Origin of the sequence: Klebsiella planticola (assembly GCF_000783935.2) — a bacterium.
Classification (GTDB): Bacteria; Pseudomonadota; Gammaproteobacteria; order Enterobacterales; family Enterobacteriaceae; genus Klebsiella; species Klebsiella planticola.
Genome location: NZ_CP026047.1, coordinates 1,585,593 through 1,603,567, shown reverse-complemented (window position 1 = coordinate 1,603,567; position 17,975 = coordinate 1,585,593). Strand labels below are relative to the sequence as shown.

Sequence of the window (17,975 nt, the reverse complement as noted above, 5' to 3'; positions counted from 1 at the left end):
AATGCTCCACAGATGAAGAAATGACTGGGCATGATACTGAATGTGGGTTCAGTCTGCCAACAGTTTGGTGATTAAAGCGCCATGTCGCTGCTTTTGGCGGCTCATGCGCAGACGTTCGGCGCGAATAATGTTTTTCAGATCGCTCAGCGCGGTATCAAAATCATCATTCACAATAAGGTAATCATATTCCGCGTAATGACTCATTTCTGCAACAGCCTGAGCCATACGTTTTGCGATCACCTCTTCGCTGTCCTGGCCGCGACCACGCAGGCGACGGTCAAGCTCATCTTTTGACGGCGGCAGAATAAAGATGCTGCGCGCGCCAGGCATTTTTTGACGGATTTGCTGAGCACCCTGCCAGTCGATATCCAGGAAGACATCGACGCCGGTTGCCAGTACCTGCTCGATGGTTTCGCGCGAGGTGCCGTAATAGTTGCCAAAAACTTCCGCGTGCTCAAGAAATGCGTCTCTGCTAATCATCGCTCTGAAATCGTCGTGATTAACAAAGAAATAGTGTTCGCCGTGCACTTCACCCGGACGCGGCGCGCGCGTGGTATGTGAAACAGAGACCTGGGTGTCGTACAGCGGTTGGGTTTTCAATAAAGCCTGAATCAGGCTGGATTTACCCGCGCCACTTGGGGCGGAAACAATATAAAGCGTGCCTTGAGCCATGAGAGTCTTTTGTATGTGATTGTCGAAAGAGATACTACATACGAGCCTATTATACACGGCGCCGCACCGTGACGCAGTCCCTGTCACACTTTTTGCTTCTGTTTCTTTCATTTTGCTAGCCGTTTCCCTGATTTCGCCGTGTATTACACAGAAGACAAACAAAGTCTGGATGTCCGATCGCAGCGTGATAAATCCCTCGTCGCCGCATAAAACCGCTCTCCTGCAGAATGTTCGCCGGTAAACAGGAGGTGGAGTCATGCATAAATGGATCTGGATGATTGGCGCGTGGGCGGTGGCTGGATACGGGCAGACTGCCTGCCCTGAATGGCCGCAGGCGCAGGCCCGGCAGGAGGTACATCGTCTGAACCAGCAGGTGACGGCCTGGAACAATGCATACTGGCGACAGGGAAGCAGTGGGGTCAGTGATGAGATATACGACCAGCTTTCGGCGCGACTCATGCAGTGGCGGCGTTGTTTTTCGCTGGTGTCGCCCGCGGATAACGCTGATGTGCCGCCCACAACCGGAGAGGTCGGGCATCCGGTTGCCCATACCGGCGTGCGTAAACTGGCCGATCAATCGGATGTCGCGCGGTGGATGCGCGATAAAACGGATCTCTGGGTGCAGCCGAAGGTGGACGGTGTCGCCGTGACGCTGGTGTATCGCCACGGGCGGCTGGCACAGGCCATTAGCCGTGGCGATGGTCGATCCGGGGAGGAGTGGACCGCCAGGGTGCGGCAGATTCCTGCCGTGCCGAAGGTGACGGAGGGCGAGCTGGCGAACAGCGTGCTGCAGGGAGAGCTTTTCCTGCAGCGCGACGGACATGTGCAGAAGCAGATGGGGGGAATGAATGCCCGGGCGAAAGTGGCCGGTACTCTGATGCGCCTTGATAACTCGGCGCAGCTCGCGGAGCTGGGGATCTTTATCTGGGCATGGCCAGATGGTCCTCAGGATATGCGCCAGCGTCTGGCCCTGTTGCGCAAGAGCGGATTTCTCCATAGCGCATCTTTTACGCAGCCCGTTACGGATGCTCAGCAGGTGGTACGGTGGCGAGAGCGCTGGTTAACCTCGCCTCTGCCTTTTGCTACCGATGGCGTGGTCGTGCGCCGAGGCCACGAACCCGCCGGGCGATTGTGGGCGCCAGGGCAGGGTGAGTGGGTCGTTGCGTGGAAGTATCCGCCGGCGTCGCGGTTAATGGAAGTACGCGGCATTCACTTTCGGGTCGGGCGCAGCGGCAAAATTTCCGTCGTCGCGCTGCTGGAGCCGCAGTACCTGGATGACAAACGGGTTAAGCAAGTCAGTATCGGGTCACTTTCCCGTTGGAAGCGCCTGGATATTGGTCCCGGCGATCAGCTACAAATCAGTCTGGCGGGCCAGGGCATTCCGCGTCTCGACAGCGTCGTATGGCGATCGGCGCAGCGTACGAAACCGCAGCCACCCCCGGAACGGTTTACCCCATTGACCTGCTATTTCACCACGCCGGGGTGTGACGCGCAGTTTCTCGCAAGGCTTATCTGGCTGTCGTCAAAACCGATTCTGAATCTTGATGGCGTGGGTGAATCAGTGTGGCGCACGGTGCAACATGCGCGCCCGCTGGAGCATCTGTTCTCGTGGCTGACATTGACGCCAGCGCAGCTGCAGGGGATTCCAGGGATAACCGCCGGGCGCGGGCAGCGGCTTTGGCACCAGTTTAATCTGGCGCGCGAACAGCCCTTTCTGCGCTGGGTCCAGGCGATGGGCGTACCGATACCCCGGGTGGCGCTTGCCGGTCTGGCGAGGGAAAACTGGCAGCAGCTACGGGAACGTTCTGAAGAACAGTGGCAGCGTCTACCGGGCATGGGGGCAGAGAGAGCGAGACAGCTGGTTGCCTTTCTCCAGCACCCGGATGTTGCCGCGCTGGCGCAGTGGCTCAGCGGGCAACATATTCCCGGGTTTTGAGGAGATCAGTGGGCGTTATGGTTGTAGTGGAAGACGGGCAGCCCCAGCTTCCAGCGCAGCGCCAGCATGCGAGCGGTAAAGCCAAACAGCAAGGTGGAGATCACCACGACGTCGTGGCTGCTGACGTAATGCTGCAGGGCAATATAGAGGATAGCTGCCGCAAAAGAGATGCCGGCATACAGCTCTTTCTGGAAAACCAGCGGGATGCGCTTGCAGAACATGTCCCGCAGTACGCCGCCAAATACGCCGGTAATCACTGCGGCAATAGAGGCGATCACCGGTCCTTCTCCCATATCCAGCGCGATTTGCGCGCCGATAATCGAGAATACCACCAGGCCCAGGGCATCGAGGACCAGAAACAGGCGGCGCAGATGGGGCATGACCGGCGCAGCAATGGTCGTTAACACTGCCGCGACGGCGACGATAATGACGTATTCCGGATGTTTTACCCAGCCCAGCGGGTAGTGGCCCAGCAGGATATCCCGGACTGAGCCGCCGCCCAGTGCGGTGGCGGTAGCAATGATGATGACGCCAAAAGTGTCCATCCGGCGGCGACCGGCGGCCAGAGCGCCGGTCATCGCTTCCGCGGTAATACCGATTAAATACAGAATATGAAGCAGCATAAATCCCCCACAATGATGTCGGGCAGATTAGCGATTTGTGCGTAAGATCACGATTGAGATTTTCTAAGGTGAAGCATTTACACCAGGAAAAACTAATGTGAAAGATATTTCATGAGCAGTATTGCAGGGGGATGTTGATCGAAGGATGAGAAAAAAAGATAAGTAAAAGTAATGCTGGCTCGCAACAAGACGAGCCAGCAAAAGAGATTACTCGATGTTCTGGATCTGCTCGCGCATTTGCTCGATCAGGACTTTCAGTTCGATGGCGGAATTGGTCACTTCGGCATTAATGGATTTTGATGCCAGCGTGTTCGACTCGCGGTTAAATTCCTGCATCATAAAGTCAAGACGGCGGCCAACGGCTTCTTTCTTCTTCAGGATGTTCCAGGTCTCTTTTACGTGCGCTTCCAGACGATCCAGCTCTTCGGCGACGTCGATACGCTGTGCCATTAGCACCAGCTCTTGTTCGAGACGGTTGTTTTCCAGCTGTACTTCCGCATCTTCCAGTTTGGCCACCAGGCGTTCGCGCTGCCACTGTAAGATTTCCGGCATATGAGCGCGCACTTTGGCGACCTCAGCGGTGACGCCTTCCAGACGTTGCTCAATAAGCGCTTTCAGCGCCTGACCTTCGGTCTCGCGGGCAACGATAAAATCATCCAGCGCGCCGTTCAGGGCCGACAGAATATCGGCGGCAATCGCATCGAGATCTTGTTCCTGAGCGGCCATGACTCCAGGCCAGCGCAGAATATCAACCGGGTTGATTTCGCCTTCGTCGCTCTGCATCTTGACCCAGTTGGCGGCATTGACCAGCTGTTTTGCCAGGTTTTCGTTGAGAATCAGCTCGCCCTGGGCGCTGGGATCCTGCTCAAAACGCAAGGTACATTCAACTTTGCCACGGGTCAGGCGAGAACGAATACGCTCGCGCACGACAGGCTCCAGGCTACGGAACTGCTCCGGCAGACGGAAATAAGTTTCCAGATATCGTTGGTTTACCGAGCGCAGTTCCCATGCGGCGCTGCCCCATTCACCCTTGATTTCACGCCGGGCATAGGCGGTCATACTGCGGATCATAGACGTTCCTGTTTTTAAAGGAGAGTGAGGTGGATTATAGCTTTCAGGGCCTTATCAGGATAGGAATAAGCGAGCATTATCCGTATATACACGTTATCCTTCTGACAGCCCCTCTGTTGGCGGCATCGCTCCGCCCTGAGCGCCAGTTATCTATGCTGTCAGGGGCGCGTCACCTCATGCATCCCGCATGATTTTGTGTATAATGCGCGCCACATTCGTTTCAAGCCGGAGAGATCATTATGCGTCCAGCAGGTCGTAGCGCTAATCAGGTGCGTCCCGTCACCCTGACCCGTAACTATACAATACACGCAGAAGGCTCCGTGCTGGTCGAATTTGGTGACACTAAAGTATTGTGCACCGCATCGATCGATGAAGGCGTGCCGCGCTTCCTGAAAGGTCAGGGCCAGGGTTGGATCACGGCGGAATATGGCATGCTGCCGCGTGCAACGCATACCCGTAACGCGCGTGAAGCCGCGAAAGGGAAACAGGGCGGCCGTACCATGGAAATCCAGCGTCTGATTGCCCGTGCCCTGCGCGCGGCGGTAGACCTGAAAGCGCTTGGCGAATTCACCATTACCCTTGATTGCGACGTTCTGCAGGCAGACGGCGGCACTCGTACCGCATCGATTACCGGCGCCTGTGTGGCACTGGCCGATGCGCTGAATAAGCTGGTCGCGGCGGGTAAACTGAAAACCAACCCGATGAAAGGGATGGTGGCGGCGGTTTCTGTCGGTATCGTCAATGGCGAAGCGCTTTGCGATCTGGAATATGTCGAGGATTCAGCGGCGGAAACCGATATGAACGTAGTGATGACCGAAGATGGTCGCATCATTGAGGTACAGGGCACCGCGGAAGGCGAGCCGTTTACCCACGAAGAGCTACTCACCTTGCTGGCGCTGGCCCGCGGGGGTATCGAATCCATTGTCGCGACGCAGAAAGCGGCGTTAGAAAATTAATTTTAAGGGCGGCTGATGAGCCGCCCTTTTTTTTACGTTTTATCCTTCATGCGGTCTTTCTCGGCTGCCACACGCGACCAGCTCACAGCGTTATCGACGTATCTGTGCCGCCTGATGACGCGTGAAGTATTTGGCGTAAACCTAAATGATGAAAAGTAAGATGAGGAGCGAATCCATGAAACCGTATCAGCGCCAGTTTATTGAGTTTGCGCTTAACAAGCAGGTACTTAAGTTTGGCGAATTTACGCTGAAATCCGGGCGTAAGAGCCCCTATTTCTTCAACGCCGGCCTGTTTAATACCGGGCGCGATCTGGCACTGTTAGGCCGTTTCTACGCCGAAGCGCTGGTCGATTCCGGAATTGATTTCGATCTGCTGTTTGGGCCGGCTTATAAAGGGATTCCTATCGCGACGACTACCGCGGTTGCGCTGGCGGAGCACCATGACCTGGATTTGCCTTACTGCTTTAACCGCAAAGAAGCAAAAACCCACGGTGAAGGGGGCAACCTGGTCGGCAGTCCCCTGCAGGGACGCGTCATGCTGGTTGACGATGTGATTACCGCAGGCACCGCGATTCGCGAGTCGATGGAAATTATCCAGGCGCACGGCGCGGAACTGGCCGGCGTGCTGATCTCTCTGGACCGTCAGGAACGCGGTCGCGGCGAAATCTCGGCGATTCAGGAGGTCGAGCGTGACTACGGCTGCAAAGTGATTTCTATCGTTACTCTGAAAGACCTGATTGCCTATCTGGAAGAGAAGCCGGAGATGGCTGAGCATCTGGCGACGGTACGTGCTTACCGCGAAGAGTTTGGCGTATAAGTCAAAAGCCCCGGAGGCGATATGCCTCCGGGATTTCCGCTACCGCAGCTGTGCGGCGACCAGCGGCCAGCGGGCGTCAAAATCATCCGTCGGACGATATTTAAACTCGCTGCGCACAAAACGCGACAGCATGCCTTCGCAAAATGCCAGTAGCTGGCTGGCCAGTAGCGCCTCATCGATGGTGTAGCCTTCACCTTCACGCATTTTCTTCTCACGCATGACCTGGCGTAGCTGAACCTCGATACGCTCAAACAGCTGGTTAATCCGCCCCTGGAGACGATCCTGTTCGAACATCAGCGCATGGCCGGTCAGAATGCGCGTCAGCCCAGGATTACGCTCACCAAACCCAAGAATCAGCAGTACAATCAGACGCAGGCGCGCTGATGTATCTTTTTCATCTTTTAAAATCAAATTGATGCGCGTAATCAGACTGTCTTCGATAAACTCGATCAGGCTATCGAACATGCGGGTTTTACTGGGGAAATGGCGGTACAACGCCGCTTCGGACACGCCGACAGACGCCGCCAGTTTCGCTGTGGTAATGCGTTGGCTACCATCGCTGGATTCAAGCATCAGGGCCAGAGACTGAAGTATTTCTTCGCGACGATTCCTTTTCGCAGTTTGTTTTTCTGCCATGTTTTAAAATACCCCTGAAAATAAGCACTTGTCAGGCAGGCATCCACAAAGTGACCGCAAACGGTCGTTTGCGGTGATGTTATTGCATTAGTGCACTTTGGGATGCGGATTCGATGTGGTCGGGCTTATGCGCGCCCTGAGTGACCAAAGCCACCTTCGCCACGTTCGGTGGCGTCAAAATCTTCCACCAGGTTAAATTCCGCCTGTACGACGGGTACAAAGACCATTTGAGCGATGCGCTCGCCAGGTTCAATCGTAAAGCTCTGCTGGCCGCGGTTCCAGACGGAAACCATCAGCTGCCCCTGGTAGTCGGAGTCGATAAGACCAACCAGGTTGCCCAGAACCACGCCGTGCTTATGACCCAGCCCGGAGCGCGGTAGAATCACCGCCGCCAGAGACGGATCGGCGATATGAATAGCCAGACCGGTCGGCAACAGCGTGGTTGCACCCGGCGCCAGCTCTACGGCGTCGTCGAGACAGGCTCGCAGGTCAAGTCCGGCGGAGCCGGAGGTGGCATAGGTCGGCAGCGGAAATTGCTGGCCAACGCGCGGGTCCAGAATCTTAACGTCGATTTTTTTCATCATAACGGGTCACGATCTCGTCGAGTAATAATTGGCCAAGGAGTTCTTTACGCTCAAGTGGTAAGCGCTTATCTCCATCCTGCCAGAAAAGGTGTAATGCGTTGCTGTCGCTGTTAAATCCTTGATCAGGCTGCGAAACATCGTTAGCGCAAATCAGGTCGAGATTTTTGCGCGCGCGTTTTTGCCTCGCGTATTCTTCCACATTATTCGTTTCGGCGGCAAACCCTACGACAAAAGGCCGATTAGCCGTGAGTGCTGCCACCCCGGCAACAATATCCGGATTTTTGACCATTTTGAGGGTGAGTTCATCACCTTGCTTTTTAATTTTTTCTTCAGCGATGGCGACGGCACGATAGTCGGCTACGGCGGCACAACCAATAAAAATCTGCTGCTGCTGAGCGCTTTGCTGGACCGCCGCTTCCATTTCCAGCGCGGTCGTTACATCGATTCGCTGGACAAACGGCGGCGTCGGTAATGCAACCGGCCCGCTCACCAGCGTGACGTTCGCCCCGCGGCTTGCGGCAGCGGCGGCAATGGCAAACCCCATCTTGCCGGAGCTGTGGTTAGTAATATAACGCACCGGATCCAGCGGTTCACGCGTGGGGCCCGCGGTAATCATGATGTTGAGATGTTGCAAATCTTTGACAGGCGAAAAATGCGCGGCGGCTAAATCAACAATCGTCATCGGATCCAGCATGCGGCCAGGGCCAATGTCGCCACAGGCCTGGCTACCGCTGTCTGGGCCCCAGAGCAGTAAGCCGCGTGAGGCAAGCACCTCAAGGTTATGCTGCGTAGCCGCTGCGCGGTACATTTGCTGATTCATCGCCGGGACAACGGCAACCGGAGAAGGGGTCGCGAGGCAGATAGTGGAAACCAGATCGTTGGCCATACCGGCCGCGACGCGGGCAATCAGATCGGCGGTTGCCGGGGCGAGGATAACCAGGTCCGCCCACTTGCCCAGCTCTATGTGACCCATCGCAGCTTCCGCGGCCGGATCGAGCAGACTATCGGAGACCGGATAGCCAGACACCGCCTGCAGGCTCAGTGGCGTAATGAAGGCTTTGGCGGCTTCCGTCATGGCAACACGCACATCCGCGCCACGGTCACGCAGGCGGCGCACCAGTTCCGGCGTTTTATAGGCAGCAATGCCGCCGCTCACGCCAAGAACGATCTTTTTACCAGCCAGACTCATCATGATTCTTTCCTGTTGCAGTACACCAGAATCCGCGCATATTACCACAATCCGGTCGCCGTCGCGTGACTGCCAGGAATTCACTTTGCGAGGCGCTGCGCAAGAGGTATATACGGTAGTCGGCAGCACCGTCGGGCTGTGCCAGGATGGGGGGCACGAGAAAGGAGAGGCCCTATGGATACACCGGAACCCCTGATGCCACGGGAAAAAATGTGGCTTTACGGCATTGAAACGTTGTCGGACGTTGAGCTGCTGGCGCTGTTTTTACGCACCGGAACGCGGGATAAAGATGTCATGACGTACTCGCATGACCTGCTACAGCGTTTTGGTTCGCTGTATGGTCTGCTGTCAGCGAATAAAGCACAGTTTGAGACGGTAGACGGGATTGGCCTGGCGAAATATGCCCAGCTAAAAGGGGTGGCCGAGCTGGCGCGGCGTTATTTTAGCCTGCGGCTGGTTGAAGAGCCTTCGCTGGTCACGCCGATGATGACGCTGGAGTTTTTGCAAAGCCATCTCTCTGATGAAGAGCGGGAGATCTTCATCGTGATCTTTTTAGATAATCAGAACCGGGTATTGAAACATAGCCGGCTTTTTTCTGGTACTCTTAGCCACGTAGAGGTGCATCCGCGAGAAATTGTACGCGAAGCCATCAAAGTGAACGCCGCTGCGGTGATCCTTGCACATAATCATCCGTCCGGTAGTCCCGAGCCGAGTAAGGCCGACAGACTGATGACCGAACGTGTGGTAAAGTGTTGTGGTTTCATGGATATACGAGTACTCGATCATCTCGTAATCGGCCGCGGTGCGTACGTATCTTTTGCCGAACGCGGCTGGATTTAGCCCCGATCACGCGATCCAGCGGGATCTTTGTCTGTTCGGGACTTGAGCACATCGCCGAGTCAGCGTATACTACGCCACCTTTGAGAATCTCGGGTTTGGCATTTGGGCCTGGCAATCGATGGTTCACTTAGAACTGCGATGACCGGGCTGTAAAGCCTGACGAGGCGCCGATACCCCATACGAAGCTCGAGCTAATTTGATTTTTGGAGAATAGACATGTCCCGAGTCTGCCAAGTTACTGGCAAGCGTCCGGTGACCGGTAACAACCGTTCCCACGCACTGAACGCGACCAAACGCCGTTTCCTGCCGAACCTGCACTCTCACCGTTTCTGGGTTGAGAGCGAAAAGCGTTTTGTCACCCTGCGTGTATCTGCTAAAGGTATGCGTGTTATTGATAAGAAAGGCATCGATACAGTTCTGTCTGAACTGCGTGCCCGTGGCGAAAAGTACTAAGTACTAAGAGGAAATAAATCATGGCTAAAGGTATTCGTGAGAAAATCAAGCTGGTTTCTTCTGCTGGTACTGGTCACTTCTATACCACCACGAAGAACAAACGTACTAAGCCGGAAAAACTGGAACTGAAAAAATTCGATCCAGTTGTCCGTCAGCACGTTTTATACAAAGAAGCTAAAATCAAATAATTTTAGTTTCCTTGTAAAGAAAACCCCGCCCCGGCGGGGTTTTTTGTTTTTGTCCGGCAGACACCGTCGGATAAACCCTGCCGGGAATTTACTTCCCTACCGTCTGTTGCTGCATCACAATACTCTGGGTTAACGGAGGAAAACGAATGCCTGAATTACCTGAGGTAGAAACCAGCCGGCGTGGCATCGAACCATACCTGGTGGGCGCGACCATTCTGCATGCTGTTATTCGCAACGGACGTCTGCGCTGGCCGGTCAGTGAAGAAATCTATCGGTTGAGCGACATACCGGTGCTGAGCGTGCAGCGGCGTGCCAAATATCTGCTGCTCGAGCTTCCCGGCGGCTGGATTATTATCCACCTTGGGATGTCGGGAAGTCTGCGGATTCTGAGTGAAGAGCTGCCCGCAGAAAAGCACGATCACGTTGACCTGGTGATGAGTAATGGCAAGGTCCTGCGCTACACCGACCCGCGCCGCTTTGGCGCCTGGCTGTGGACCCGCACGCTGGAAGGACATCCTGCGTTGGCGCATCTTGGTCCAGAGCCCTTAAGCGATGATTTTAATGCCGACTATTTGCAGCACAAGTGCGCGAAAAAGAAAACCGCCATTAAGCCCTGGCTGATGGATAACAAGCTGGTGGTCGGGGTAGGCAATATCTACGCCAGCGAATCGCTGTTTTCGGCCGGGATCCATCCCGATCGGCTGGCGTCTTCGCTGTCGCGCGAAGAGTGCGAACGGCTGGTAAAAGTGATTAAAGCGGTGCTGCTACGCTCGATTGAGCAGGGGGGCACGACGCTGAAGGATTTCCTGCAAAGTGATGGCAAGCCGGGCTACTTCGCCCAGGAGCTGCAGGTTTATGGCCGCAAGGGCGAACTTTGTCGCGTTTGTGGTACGCCGATTACGGCCAGCAAACATGCTCAGCGGGCAACATTTTATTGCCGCCAGTGCCAGAAGTAAGGGCTGATGTTGCCACCATCCCGGTGACGCTTCGCTGAGCGGGCTACGAGTCTACGCGATTGCTGACGGGTAGCCCGGACGGGGGCCGGGCATCATTCTGCGGCGCAAGATGACAGCTTTTTCAGCAGCGCCTGGTGTACGTTGGCCGGCAGGAAGTGGGAAACATCGCCCTGGTGGCGGGCCACTTCCTTCACCAGCGATGAAGAGATAAACGACCACTCTTTGCAGGGCATCAGGAAGACGCTTTCCAGGGTCGGCATCAGGTGGCGGTTCATATGTGCCAGCTGCATCTCATATTCGAAATCCGCTACCGCGCGTAAACCGCGAATGAGGATATTCGCCTGCTGCGCGCGGGCAAAATTCGCCATCAGATCGCTGAAACCAACCACCTCGACGTTGACCAGATGCGCCGTTGCCTGCTCCGCCAGCGCAATACGCTCGTCGAGCGTGAACATCGGTTTTTTGCTCGGGCTGGCGGCAATGGCCAGCAGCACCTTGTCAAACATGCTGGCGGCACGCGTGACGATATCGATATGCCCGTTGGTAATGGGGTCGAAGGTGCCCGGATAGATCGCTTTTGTGCTCATAATTACACTTTCTCTGAATAGCCGCGGCTCAGCGCCCACAGCTCGGTGTATTTATTAAACGTATACTGCGCATTGACCACGGCGAGTAGCCAGCCCTGTTTACCATCCAGCACGCCGCCGCGCAGCAGCAGCGTTTTCACAAAAGCTCCCAGCGTATGGCCGAAGATGCTCGCCAGAGAGGTTTTCTTCCCCTTCTGGTGACGCTCCCGTGCCCAGGCTGAGGCATAGGCCAGCTGCTTTTGCTGGAAGCCGGAGAAGTCGCGGCAGGTCAGATGCAGTAAATCGCCCGGCAGCTCGATAACCTGCGCGCCTTTGGCATCAAGCGATTCGTGCACCAGATTATTGTTATAGCGGAAACGGCTGCGTTCGTACAAACGCATGACGCGGTCGGGATACCAGCCGCTATGGCGCATAAAGCGGCCAAGGAAATAGTTACGCCGGGCGATGCTGTAGACGGCGCCGCTTTGGGGCGCCTCCAGTACGCGGCGAAGCGAGCTGGCCAGCTCCGGCGTCACGCGCTCATCGGTATCAATCATCAGCACATAGTCGCCGGTCGCGTAGTCCTGGGCGCGCTGACGCTGAATACCGTAGCCTTGCCAGTCGCTGTTGATGTAGACCGTTGCGCCGAGGCTGCGGGCCAGTTCGACGGTGTTATCGCTACTGCCAGAGTCCAGCAGCACGATTTCATCGGCCCAGTCTACCGAGGCCAGGCAATCAGCCAGCAGATCCGCCGCATTTTTGGCGATCATCACGACGGACAGTCGGGTCGACATTAGTGGCTCCGCTGCGGCAGATAGGGTTGCAGTAAATGTAGCAGACGCGAGAGCGCACCCTGGTTTTGATGCAACACTTCCACCGCGTGACGGCCGTACCACAGTCGATAGTCTTCATCGGTGAGCAGATTGGCGACCTGGGTGACCAGCGAACTGACGTCGGTGACCGTAATCAGGCCATCGTCCTGCTGCAACTTGGCGCAAATATCTTTGAAGTTGAAGGTGTGCGGGCCCATCAGTACCGGGATGGCGTGTGCCGCCGGCTCCAGCGGGTTGTGACCGCCGCGCTCGACCAGACTGCCGCCGACGAAGGCGAGGTCGGCAATGCCGTACAGCAGCATCAGCTCGCCCATGGTATCGCCGATCACCACCTGGGTGCTATTCGACGGGATTTCGCCGGTACTGCGCAGCGTGAAGCTCATCCCCGCTTTCTGCACCATTTCTCGTGCATCGGCGAAGCGCTCCGGGTGACGAGGGACGAGAATCAACAGCAGGTCCGGGAAGGTATCGAGCAGCTTCCTGTGCGCCTGCAGGATAATTTGTTCTTCACCGTCATGGGTGCTGGTGGCGATCCAGACTTTGCGGTGCGGCGCCCACTGGCGACGGAGGGTAATCGCGCGTGCCGCCAGCTCTGGCGTCACGGAAATATCAAATTTGAGGCTGCCGGTAACCGCCAGCTGGTTGCGCTTCAGACCCAGCGCCAGAAAGCGATTGCCGTCTTCTTCATTCTGCGCCGCAATCAGCGTGATGCGACTGAGCAGCCGACGCATAAATTTCCCAAGTTTCGCGTAGCCTTTGGCGGAACGCTCCGACAAACGGGCGTTAGCGATGACCAGCGGGATTTTACGTTTGTGCAGCGCGGCGACCATATTCGGCCACAGCTCGGTTTCCATCACGATAACCAGCTTCGGTTGCACCGTGTTGAGAAAGCGGTTCATGGCGCAGGGCAAATCGTAAGGCAGATAGACATGGTGAACATCTTTGCCGAAGGCGGACATGGCGCGTTCTGAGCCGGTCGGCGTCATGGTGGTGACGGTGATAGGCAGCGAGGGGTAGCGGTGGCGCAGCGCGCGCACGAGCGGGATAGCAGCAAGCGTCTCACCCACGGAAACGGAATGCAGCAGAATCCCATCCGGCGCTACCTTGTTCTGACAGAAGCCATAACGTTCAGCCCAGCGCTTTCGGTAGGCAGGGGCCTTACGGCTGCGCAGCAGCAGTCGCAGCCATACCAGCGGCTGAATAAGATAGAGTAGGGTGGTATAAAGCAATTCCAAGCGATTTATCCGATTTATGTTTTAGCGGGCAAATTCTAAGCATTTAGCCCGCGTAAAGCTATCTCTTTGGCGGAAACAACGGGATTCAGAGTCAGGCCGCGTCGCGATAGCGTTTAATGCGCAGGTAGCGTCGGCCAAGGCGCCAGCGTAAACGGAAGGTACGCGCATTTTTCCAGATCAGACGCCAGATGCCGCGGTCAAAGAATTCTTTAATGATAATATGCTTTTTTGACTCATCTTTCATGCTATCAAAGGTATGAATAATTCCCAGCCCCTCTTTGGCGATTTGCCAGCGGCAGGCGGCAATATGACGCACCTTATCGGGATAGCGTTGGTTGATGGCTTCCAGCATCTCCAGAATTTTCATGTAGTGGCGCGCCGAGCGCATCAGCGTGTCGTCGTTGTCCGGCTTGTGCGATACCGATTCCGAGTGAATATAGTAATCGTAGAACTGTTCGCTGGTGTACTGCACGCGTTCAGCCGCCAGCAGCGCTTCGGTGGTCCATGGAATGTCCTGATGACGTAATCCGGGCTCGAAGTGGAACTTGTGCTGCATGATAAATTCGCGGCGATAGATGTTCAGCCAGGTCACGTGCAGGAATTTGCGCGAATCCAACGCCTGTTTAAGCCAGACGTGGCCTGGCAGGATACCGGTCGACGGCAGACGGTCCGGTGGAAGAATCGGGTGGATATCTTTTCGGGTTTCGTAAACGTAGCGGCCGTTACAGGTGGCGACATCAAGGCGGCCCTTTTCGGCCATCTCCAGCAGCGTGCGGTACATTCCAGGATAAAGCTTATCGTCAATATCCGGGAAGGCCAGGTACTTGCCGCTTGCCACAGCCAGGCCGGTATTACGCGCAACCGAGACGCCCTGGTTTTCCTGTTCCAGCACGATAATATGCGGTAAGCGTGCTTTCCATTCGTCGATAACCGCCAGGCTACCGTCCGTCGAACCGTCGTTGACCAGGATCAGCTCATAGCTTTCCAGCTGCTGTTGTTCAATGCACTCAAAGAATTGCGCAAGGAATTTTTCGCCGTTATAAACGGCAGCCACAATGCTCAGTAAAGGCGTTTGACTCATAAATCATTCGATCCTGGTTAAATAGCGGCGTCAGCCGCGACGCAGCTGACGGTACTGCTGACAAATCGTATCCACACTGAATTTTTCCAGTGCAGAAGGTTCGATAGCGGGTGGGTTATGGTAAATGCTTTGCATCGTCCGGGCCAGCGCCGGGCTGTTCAGATCGGCCAGACCGCGGGCTAATTCGCCGGTGAGAATTTCCGTCACCCCGCCAGGACAGCGGGTGCTGGCGACCGGGGTATTGAGCAGAAGAGCCTCAACCACCACATTACCAAAGCCTTCGCTGTCGGAGCTGAGCACCAGCATCCGCGCATGCTTAATCCACGGCAGCGGGTTTTTCTGGAAGCCTTTAAACAGGACACGATCGGCAACCTGTAGCTGCTGTGCCAACTGGCGCAGGCGCTGTTCCTGCTCCGGTTTACCCTGACCCAGCAGCACCAGCGGCGCGGTGATTCCGCTTTGCGCATAGGCTTCGATCAGGCGATCGTGACGTTTCCCCGGGTGGAACCGACCGACGTGAATAATATAATCACCCGCGGGCTGCTCGCCAGGGGCATCGGCGGCGGCGCGCAGAGCGGGAATGTCGAACGGGTTATAAATAGTTTTTAACTGTGCCGGGCGAATAGCGAACTGTTCGACCAGATCCTGGCCTACCGCATCGGAGACGGTAATGACGTTGCGCCCCTGATAGACACGCTTAATCTTCTGCTGCTTCATCCAGCGATCAAATCCGCTGCGATGGCCCAGATAGGATGTGGAAAAGACGCCATGCAGGCAGAACCAGACGTTCCGGTTTTTCAGCGACCGGCTGCGGGCGACAATGCGATCGGTTTTATGCAGGTTGGAGAGCACCAGATCGAATTCGCCCTGCTGCTCGGCGTTGACTATGGCTGCATCCAGCTGGCGGGCACGGCGCGAAAGTTCGGTGATTTTGCGCCAGGGTGTCCGGCTGCGATCGCTCACAACCTGATAATCCAGCCCTTCCGGCAGCGCATAATCACAGACGTCGCGCAGGGAAAACAGCGAGACCCGTTCGCCCTGGCGCAGAAAACGCTCTGCCAGGGTCAGCACGACCTTTTCCGCTCCGCCGCCGGGCAGGCCGTCGATCACAAACAGTATACGCATCGTTATTTCACCAGATCCTGATAGAGGGAGAGCAGCTGCGTCGAGAGTCGTTCGCTGGTGCAGGTCATAATGCGTTCGCGGGCGCGTTGGCCTTCCGCAGAACCTGACGCGCGGGCAGGAAGCGCCATCACCGCCTGCTGAAGCGCCGGGATATCCAGCGCATCGCAAACATAGCCATTGCTGCCCTGAACGATAAACTCCGCGCCGCCGCAGCCGGTGGTGGTAATGACCGGCAGGCCGCAGGCCATCGCTTCGAGAATAACGTTAGGGAACGGATCGTACAGCGTCGGCAGCAGCAGGCCGTCGGCCATCTGATAGAACGGCAGGGTTTCCGACTGCATGCCGAAAAAGCGGACCCGTTCCTCGCAGTTGAGGGTTTTCGCCAGCGCCTGATAGCGATGCTGATCTTTGTCTTTACCGACGACCAGCAGATAGCGATCGGTGGGGGCGATGGCGCGGATCGCCGCATTCAGCCCCTTGCGCTCAAAGCCGGAGCCGACGTAGATCAGGCAGGTTGCCTGGAGCGGCAGATTCCATTGGTTACGTAGCGCAACAAAGGCCGCTTCCGTAGGCGGCAGAAAACGCTGGCTATCGATGGCGTTATAGATAACGTGGATTTTCTCCGCCGGCAGGCCGAAGTCTTCAATAATTTCGCGTTTTATCATTTCCGCGTTGCAGATGACGCCGCGCAGGTGCGAGTCCTGGTACATTTCGCGCTCAGCCTGCATCACATAGCGATGGTAGCGGTCGGCAAACAGCAGGCGGCTTTTCCAGCCGGGCAAAATGCGCGAGCGCTGCTGTAGCCAGCGGCGGTGCACGCCGTCTCCGGCGCGGTACAGGTCGCAGCCGGGAATGCGTTCATGACTCTGCACCAGATCGAAATGTTCGCTCTGCCACAGCTGGCGGGCGGCGTCGGCAAAACCGCGTTCGCGGCTGATCCGCCCCCACTTACGCGGGTTGCAGATATGAATATTCCAGTCGGATTTCACCGGCCCTTGCCATTCGCGAGTAATGACGTTCAGTTCAAGATTGCTGCTATCAAGGGCTTCCAGCGCGCGGGAGACAAAGCGCTCCGCGCCGCCGTCCGGGCGATATTTCTGTCGCACCAGGGCCAGCCTGAATTTGCTCATGCCAGTACCTTTTTCGCCGCCGCGATAACCGCGTCGGTGGGAATTAAATCGAGATAACGTTCGTCTGTGCCGGTATCGATATCATCCGGGTCGGGAATAGAGCCGAAATCCCCCGCCCAGATCACCTCGCCTTTGGCCTGCCATGGACGCCAGAAGGTGAGCTTGGAGGGGCCGAACAGCGCCACCAGCGGCGTACCCAGCGCGGCGGCCATATGCATCGGTACGGAGTCGACGCCGATGAACAGGCGGCCATGGTCGATGATGGATGCCAGCTGGCGTAGCGTCAGCTGACCGGCGAGGGAGTGCAAACGCGCATTGGGGCAGCCCGCCATAATGGTTTCGATCATCTGCTTCTCTTTGATATCAGGACCGGAGGTCAGCACGACCGGATAGCCCGCGTCAGAGAGAGCGTTAATCAGGGCGCTCATCCGCTCTTCGCGCCAGCACTTAAAGAACCAGCGGGAGGTCGGCTGAATGACGATATAGTTGTCCTGAAATCCTTCCGGCAGCCGCGCACGGCTGGCGTCCCAGTCCTGCTCGCTGTAGCCCATTTTCGCCGGCGCGTCATTAATATCCAGCCCAAGCGGCGCCAGAATCGACAGATTCTGCTGCACGGTGTGCAGCTGGTTATGCTGCTGCGTTGCGGCGAGAGCGGTATGACAAAAACGCCATGCCGGGTGACGACGCTTCGGGAAGTCAAAGCCGATACGGGTTGGCGCGCCGGTCAGTTTGGTGATAATTGCGCTTGGCCACTGATCGGCAAGATTGAGCACCATATCGTAGCGCTGCTGGCGCAGCGCGCGAATCAGCTGCCACTCCATCTTGAGCTGGTGGCCGGTGCCCTGTTTTTTCCAGCGCCGGTCAATGGCGAAAATCTGGTTGATATCAGGATTGGCGGCGAGCATATCCCGGGTTTCTTCATAAAGCAGAACATCAACGCTGGCCGCGGGATATTGCTGTTTGAGGGCGTGAATGAGCGGCGTGATCAGCAGCATATCGCCATGATGGCGCAGCTTAATAACCAGGATTCGCGTCGGGGTCACAGGGCCGGAAGTGCGGGTTTCAGGCGTCATTCTCTGTTCTT

At 56.5% G+C, this 17,975-nt stretch carries 20 protein-coding genes; 7 read left to right on the top strand and 13 right to left on the bottom strand.

What is annotated here, in order from left to right:
• Positions 1 to 48: 48 nt before the first annotated feature.
• Positions 49 to 672 carry a guanylate kinase gene (gmk, locus tag MC50_RS07770; RefSeq protein WP_032690256.1) on the bottom strand — a complete coding sequence of 208 codons (624 nt, stop codon included), beginning with the start codon at positions 670 to 672 and terminating at the stop codon, positions 49 to 51.
• A gap of 256 nt (positions 673 to 928) precedes the next feature.
• On the opposite strand from gmk, the gene ligB reads away from it, so the two are divergent.
• Entirely contained in the window at positions 929 to 2,608 is a 1,680-nt protein-coding gene (gene ligB, locus MC50_RS07765) for an NAD-dependent DNA ligase LigB (protein WP_046853330.1), read from the top strand.
• 5 nt (positions 2,609 to 2,613) lie between these two features.
• On the opposite strand, the gene MC50_RS07760 is transcribed toward ligB, so the two are convergent.
• Both MC50_RS07760 and MC50_RS07755 read right to left on the bottom strand, forming a co-directional pair.
• Positions 2,614 to 3,231 carry a trimeric intracellular cation channel family protein gene (locus tag MC50_RS07760; RefSeq protein WP_004868959.1) on the bottom strand — a complete coding sequence of 206 codons (618 nt, stop codon included), beginning with the start codon at positions 3,229 to 3,231 and terminating at the stop codon, positions 2,614 to 2,616.
• A 207-nt stretch (positions 3,232 to 3,438) separates the two neighbouring features.
• The gene (locus MC50_RS07755; RefSeq protein WP_032690258.1) at positions 3,439 to 4,302 is read right to left on the bottom strand and encodes a YicC/YloC family endoribonuclease; all 864 of its coding nucleotides are present in this window, start codon (positions 4,300 to 4,302) and stop codon (positions 3,439 to 3,441) included.
• A gap of 239 nt (positions 4,303 to 4,541) precedes the next feature.
• On the opposite strand from MC50_RS07755, the gene rph reads away from it, so the two are divergent.
• Together rph and pyrE are read left to right on the top strand one after the other, a co-directional pair.
• The gene (gene rph / locus MC50_RS07750; protein WP_032690259.1) at positions 4,542 to 5,258 is read left to right on the top strand and encodes a ribonuclease PH; all 717 of its coding nucleotides are present in this window, start codon (positions 4,542 to 4,544) and stop codon (positions 5,256 to 5,258) included.
• Between the two features lie 175 nt (positions 5,259 to 5,433).
• Positions 5,434 to 6,075, top strand: a complete 642-nt coding sequence (gene pyrE / locus MC50_RS07745; protein WP_004868953.1) for an orotate phosphoribosyltransferase — start codon at positions 5,434 to 5,436, stop codon at positions 6,073 to 6,075.
• A gap of 39 nt (positions 6,076 to 6,114) precedes the next feature.
• Here the strand turns inward: pyrE and slmA are convergent, their stop codons facing one another.
• The 3 genes from slmA to coaBC all read right to left on the bottom strand — a co-directional run bounded on the left by slmA (position 6,115) and on the right by coaBC (position 8,484).
• Positions 6,115 to 6,711 carry a nucleoid occlusion factor SlmA gene (gene slmA / locus MC50_RS07740; RefSeq protein WP_032690260.1) on the bottom strand — a complete coding sequence of 199 codons (597 nt, stop codon included), beginning with the start codon at positions 6,709 to 6,711 and terminating at the stop codon, positions 6,115 to 6,117.
• Between the two features lie 125 nt (positions 6,712 to 6,836).
• Positions 6,837 to 7,295, bottom strand: a complete 459-nt coding sequence (gene dut / locus MC50_RS07735; RefSeq protein ID WP_004868951.1) for a dUTP diphosphatase — start codon at positions 7,293 to 7,295, stop codon at positions 6,837 to 6,839.
• The gene (coaBC, locus tag MC50_RS07730; RefSeq protein ID WP_072000064.1) at positions 7,273 to 8,484 is read right to left on the bottom strand and encodes a bifunctional phosphopantothenoylcysteine decarboxylase/phosphopantothenate--cysteine ligase CoaBC; all 1,212 of its coding nucleotides are present in this window, start codon (positions 8,482 to 8,484) and stop codon (positions 7,273 to 7,275) included. Before coaBC ends, dut begins: the two co-directional genes overlap by 23 nt.
• 174 nt (positions 8,485 to 8,658) lie before the next feature.
• On the opposite strand from coaBC, the gene radC reads away from it, so the two are divergent.
• The 4 genes from radC (at position 8,659) to mutM (ending at position 10,921) form a co-directional block, all read left to right on the top strand.
• Positions 8,659 to 9,324: a RadC family protein gene (gene radC / locus MC50_RS07725; RefSeq protein WP_032690262.1), complete on the top strand. Its 666-nt coding sequence runs from the start codon at positions 8,659 to 8,661 to the stop codon at positions 9,322 to 9,324.
• Positions 9,325 to 9,540: 216 nt separating this feature from the next.
• Positions 9,541 to 9,777, top strand: a complete 237-nt coding sequence (rpmB, locus tag MC50_RS07720) for a 50S ribosomal protein L28 (protein ID WP_002436699.1) — start codon at positions 9,541 to 9,543, stop codon at positions 9,775 to 9,777.
• Positions 9,778 to 9,797: 20 nt separating this feature from the next.
• Complete coding sequence (gene rpmG, locus MC50_RS07715; protein ID WP_003024094.1) at positions 9,798 to 9,965, top strand: 50S ribosomal protein L33; 168 nt, start codon at positions 9,798 to 9,800, stop codon at positions 9,963 to 9,965.
• 146 nt (positions 9,966 to 10,111) lie between these two features.
• Positions 10,112 to 10,921: a bifunctional DNA-formamidopyrimidine glycosylase/DNA-(apurinic or apyrimidinic site) lyase gene (gene mutM / locus MC50_RS07710; protein WP_032697013.1), complete on the top strand. Its 810-nt coding sequence runs from the start codon at positions 10,112 to 10,114 to the stop codon at positions 10,919 to 10,921.
• 92 nt (positions 10,922 to 11,013) lie between these two features.
• Here mutM and coaD read toward each other — a convergent pair whose 3' ends face one another.
• The 7 genes from coaD to rfaQ form a co-directional block, all read right to left on the bottom strand.
• A complete protein-coding gene (gene coaD, locus MC50_RS07705; protein WP_032690264.1) occupies positions 11,014 to 11,508 on the bottom strand; it encodes a pantetheine-phosphate adenylyltransferase in 495 nt (164 codons plus the stop codon).
• 2 nt (positions 11,509 to 11,510) lie between these two features.
• Positions 11,511 to 12,281, bottom strand: a complete 771-nt coding sequence (locus MC50_RS07700) for a glycosyltransferase family 2 protein (protein ID WP_032690265.1) — start codon at positions 12,279 to 12,281, stop codon at positions 11,511 to 11,513.
• Positions 12,281 to 13,555: a lipid IV(A) 3-deoxy-D-manno-octulosonic acid transferase gene (gene waaA / locus MC50_RS07695; RefSeq protein ID WP_032690266.1), complete on the bottom strand. Its 1,275-nt coding sequence runs from the start codon at positions 13,553 to 13,555 to the stop codon at positions 12,281 to 12,283. The genes MC50_RS07700 and waaA overlap by 1 nt, the downstream gene beginning before the upstream one ends.
• 91 nt (positions 13,556 to 13,646) lie before the next feature.
• Entirely contained in the window at positions 13,647 to 14,636 is a 990-nt protein-coding gene (locus MC50_RS07690; RefSeq protein ID WP_032690267.1) for a glycosyltransferase, read from the bottom strand.
• 30 nt (positions 14,637 to 14,666) lie between these two features.
• A complete protein-coding gene (locus MC50_RS07685; protein WP_032697010.1) occupies positions 14,667 to 15,761 on the bottom strand; it encodes a glycosyltransferase in 1,095 nt (364 codons plus the stop codon).
• Between the two features lie 2 nt (positions 15,762 to 15,763).
• A complete protein-coding gene (locus MC50_RS07680) occupies positions 15,764 to 16,891 on the bottom strand; it encodes a glycosyltransferase family 4 protein (RefSeq protein ID WP_047663595.1) in 1,128 nt (375 codons plus the stop codon).
• Complete coding sequence (rfaQ, locus tag MC50_RS07675; RefSeq protein ID WP_047663594.1) at positions 16,888 to 17,964, bottom strand: putative lipopolysaccharide heptosyltransferase III; 1,077 nt, start codon at positions 17,962 to 17,964, stop codon at positions 16,888 to 16,890. The genes MC50_RS07680 and rfaQ overlap by 4 nt, the downstream gene beginning before the upstream one ends.
• Positions 17,965 to 17,975 lie beyond the last annotated feature (11 nt).

Coding starts and splice junctions, on each gene's coding strand:
- ligB (WP_046853330.1), top strand. CDS start 929: ATGCATAAATGGATCTGGATGATTGGCGCGTGGGCGGTGGCTGGATAC.
- mutM (WP_032697013.1), top strand. CDS start 10,112: ATGCCTGAATTACCTGAGGTAGAAACCAGCCGGCGTGGCATCGAACCA.
- radC (WP_032690262.1), top strand. CDS start 8,659: ATGGATACACCGGAACCCCTGATGCCACGGGAAAAAATGTGGCTTTAC.
- coaD (WP_032690264.1), bottom strand. CDS start 11,508: ATGAGCACAAAAGCGATCTATCCGGGCACCTTCGACCCCATTACCAAC.
- MC50_RS07680 (WP_047663595.1), bottom strand. CDS start 16,891: ATGAGCAAATTCAGGCTGGCCCTGGTGCGACAGAAATATCGCCCGGAC.
- MC50_RS07690 (WP_032690267.1), bottom strand. CDS start 14,636: ATGAGTCAAACGCCTTTACTGAGCATTGTGGCTGCCGTTTATAACGGC.
- MC50_RS07760 (WP_004868959.1), bottom strand. CDS start 3,231: ATGCTGCTTCATATTCTGTATTTAATCGGTATTACCGCGGAAGCGATG.
- coaBC (WP_072000064.1), bottom strand. CDS start 8,484: ATGAGTCTGGCTGGTAAAAAGATCGTTCTTGGCGTGAGCGGCGGCATT.
- rph (WP_032690259.1), top strand. CDS start 4,542: ATGCGTCCAGCAGGTCGTAGCGCTAATCAGGTGCGTCCCGTCACCCTG.
- rpmG (WP_003024094.1), top strand. CDS start 9,798: ATGGCTAAAGGTATTCGTGAGAAAATCAAGCTGGTTTCTTCTGCTGGT.
- rfaQ (WP_047663594.1), bottom strand. CDS start 17,964: ATGACGCCTGAAACCCGCACTTCCGGCCCTGTGACCCCGACGCGAATC.
- MC50_RS07685 (WP_032697010.1), bottom strand. CDS start 15,761: ATGCGTATACTGTTTGTGATCGACGGCCTGCCCGGCGGCGGAGCGGAA.
- MC50_RS07700 (WP_032690265.1), bottom strand. CDS start 12,281: ATGTCGACCCGACTGTCCGTCGTGATGATCGCCAAAAATGCGGCGGAT.
- dut (WP_004868951.1), bottom strand. CDS start 7,295: ATGATGAAAAAAATCGACGTTAAGATTCTGGACCCGCGCGTTGGCCAG.
- slmA (WP_032690260.1), bottom strand. CDS start 6,711: ATGGCAGAAAAACAAACTGCGAAAAGGAATCGTCGCGAAGAAATACTT.
- MC50_RS07755 (WP_032690258.1), bottom strand. CDS start 4,302: ATGATCCGCAGTATGACCGCCTATGCCCGGCGTGAAATCAAGGGTGAA.
- gmk (WP_032690256.1), bottom strand. CDS start 672: ATGGCTCAAGGCACGCTTTATATTGTTTCCGCCCCAAGTGGCGCGGGT.
- pyrE (WP_004868953.1), top strand. CDS start 5,434: ATGAAACCGTATCAGCGCCAGTTTATTGAGTTTGCGCTTAACAAGCAG.
- rpmB (WP_002436699.1), top strand. CDS start 9,541: ATGTCCCGAGTCTGCCAAGTTACTGGCAAGCGTCCGGTGACCGGTAAC.